This window comes from Micromonospora chalcea, from assembly GCF_002926165.1.
Classification (GTDB): Bacteria; Actinomycetota; Actinomycetes; order Mycobacteriales; family Micromonosporaceae; genus Micromonospora; species Micromonospora chalcea.
The window spans coordinates 1-2,016 of the sequence record NZ_MAGP01000071.1 but is presented as its reverse complement, the minus strand read 5'-3'; the positions used below and the strand labels follow the sequence as shown (position 1 = coordinate 2,016).

General features: G+C 73.3%; 2 protein-coding genes and 1 pseudogene. 2 read left to right on the top strand and 1 reads right to left on the bottom strand.

Annotation, left to right across the window (positions count from 1 at the left end):
- Nucleotides 1–401: SAM-dependent methyltransferase (locus BAW75_RS07610; RefSeq protein WP_208635200.1), on the top strand; the 401-nt coding region annotated here is incomplete at its 5' end.
- Nucleotides 398–1,567 carry an NADH-quinone oxidoreductase subunit D gene (locus BAW75_RS07605; RefSeq protein WP_176722867.1) on the top strand — a complete coding sequence of 390 codons (1,170 nt, stop codon included), beginning with the start codon at nucleotides 398–400 and terminating at the stop codon, nucleotides 1,565–1,567. The genes BAW75_RS07610 and BAW75_RS07605, both read left to right, overlap by 4 nt.
- Before the next feature lie 16 nt (nucleotides 1,568–1,583).
- Here BAW75_RS07605 and BAW75_RS07600 read toward each other — a convergent pair.
- Nucleotides 1,584–2,016, bottom strand: a pseudogene (locus BAW75_RS07600) (hypothetical protein); the annotation flags it as partial.

The window sequence follows — 2,016 nt, the reverse complement described above, 5'->3', positions numbered from 1 at the left end:
CGCGGGGGCTGGCGCTTGCGGTGGACTACGGGCACCTGCGGGACTCGCGTCCCCTGGACGGGACGTTGACCGGGTATCGGGGTGGGCGGCAGGTGCCGCCGGTTCCGGACGGGTCGTGCGACGTGACGGCGCACGTCGCCATGGACTCGGTCGCCTCCGCCGGTGAGCGGGTCGCGCGGTGCGCGTACTCAGTGGTCTCTCAGCGGGAGGCGCTGTGGGCGCTCGGGGCCGACGGCGGGCGACCGCCGCTGAGCCTGGCCTCCCGCGACCCGGCCGGCTACCTGCGGGCGGACGCCGCGGCGTCGGCGGCGGCCGAGCTGACCGACCCGGCCGGGCTCGGCGGGCACCTGTGGCTGCGGCAGCCGGTCGGCGTCGCGCTCGACGCGGTCGTGGCACGATGACGGGCATGACCACGGACGCCGCCGACCTCCGCGAGCTCACAGTCGGCACCGGCGCGGGCGGTGAGCAGCTCGGCACCGACATGGTGCTCAACATCGGGCCGCAGCACCCCTCGACGCACGGCGTGCTGCGGCTGAAGCTGGTGCTCGACGGCGAGCGGGTGGTCGCCGCCGAACCGATCGTCGGCTACATGCACCGGGGAGCGGAGAAGCTCTTCGAGGTACGCGACTACCGGCAGATCATCGTGCTGGCGAACCGGCACGACTGGCTGTCGGCGTTCTCCAACGAGCTGGGCGTGGTGCTCGCGGTCGAGCGGCTGATGGGCATGGAGGTGCCGGAACGCGCCACCTGGCTGCGGATGGCGCTGGCCGAGCTGAACCGGGTGCTCAACCACCTGATGTTCCTCGGCTCGTACCCGCTGGAGATCGGCGCGATCACGCCGATGTTCTACGCGTTCCGGGAACGGGAGACCATCCAGGCGGTGATGGAGGAGGTCTCCGGCGGCCGGATCCACTACATGTTCAACCGGGTCGGCGGCCTGAAGGAGGAGGTGCCGTCCGGCTGGACCGGACGCGCCCGCGCCGCCATCGCCGAGGTACGCCGCCGGATGCCCGACCTGGACAACCTGATCCGGCGCAACGACATCTTCCTGGCCCGTACCGTCGGGGTCGGCGTGCTCTCCGCCGCCGACGCCGCCGCGTTCGGCGCGTCCGGGCCGGTCGCCCGCGCCTCCGGGCTCGACCTCGACCTGCGTCGCGACGAGCCGTACCTGGCCTACGACCAGCTCGACGTGCCCGTGGTGACGAAGACCGCCGGGGACTGTCACGCCCGCTTCGAGGTGCTGCTCGACCAGGTGTACGTCTCGCTGGACCTCGCCGAGCAGTGCCTGGACCGGGTGGACCGGATCAGCGGCCCGGTGAACACCCGGCTGCCGAAGGTGCTGAAGGCGCCGGAGGGGCACACGTACGCCTGGACCGAGAACCCGCTCGGCATCAACGGCTACTACCTGGTGTCCCGGGGCGAGAAGACGCCGTGGCGGATGAAGCTGCGCACCGCCTCGTACGCGAACGTGCAGGCGCTGTCGTCGCTGCTGCCCGGCTGCCTGGTGCCCGACCTGATCGCCATCCTCGGCTCGATGTTCTTCGTGGTCGGCGACATCGACAAGTGACGGCCGTCCCGGACGCTCAGCGCCAGCGGTCGGCGGTGTCCCGCTGCTGGCCGTGGGCGCCGCGCTCCAAGCCTCGCCATTCCGGTTCCGGCTGACGCCACTGCGGTTCCGGCTGACGCCACTCCGGCTCGGCCGGACGCCACTGCGACTCGCCCTGGCGCCACTCCGGTTCGGGTTGACGCCACTCCGGCTCGAACTCGCGGCGCTGCGAATCGGCCAGACGCCGCTCCGGGTCCGGCGGACGCCACTGCGGTTCCGGCTGACGCCACTGCGGCTCGGGCTCGGGCTCGCGGCGCGCCGATTCGGGCTCGCGACGCGCCGATTCGGGCTGACGCCACTCCGGGGGCGGCTGGCGCCACTCCGGCTGGCCGCTGCGCTGGGTCGGCGGCCGCCACTCGTCCGGCACCGGCACCCCGCCGACCGGCAACGCCGGGTGGCCGTCACCCGGC

Excerpts from the sequence above, each read along its gene's own strand:
- BAW75_RS07605 (WP_176722867.1), top strand. The coding sequence starts at position 398 with ATGACGGGCATGACCACGGACGCCGCCGACCTCCGCGAGCTCACAGTC.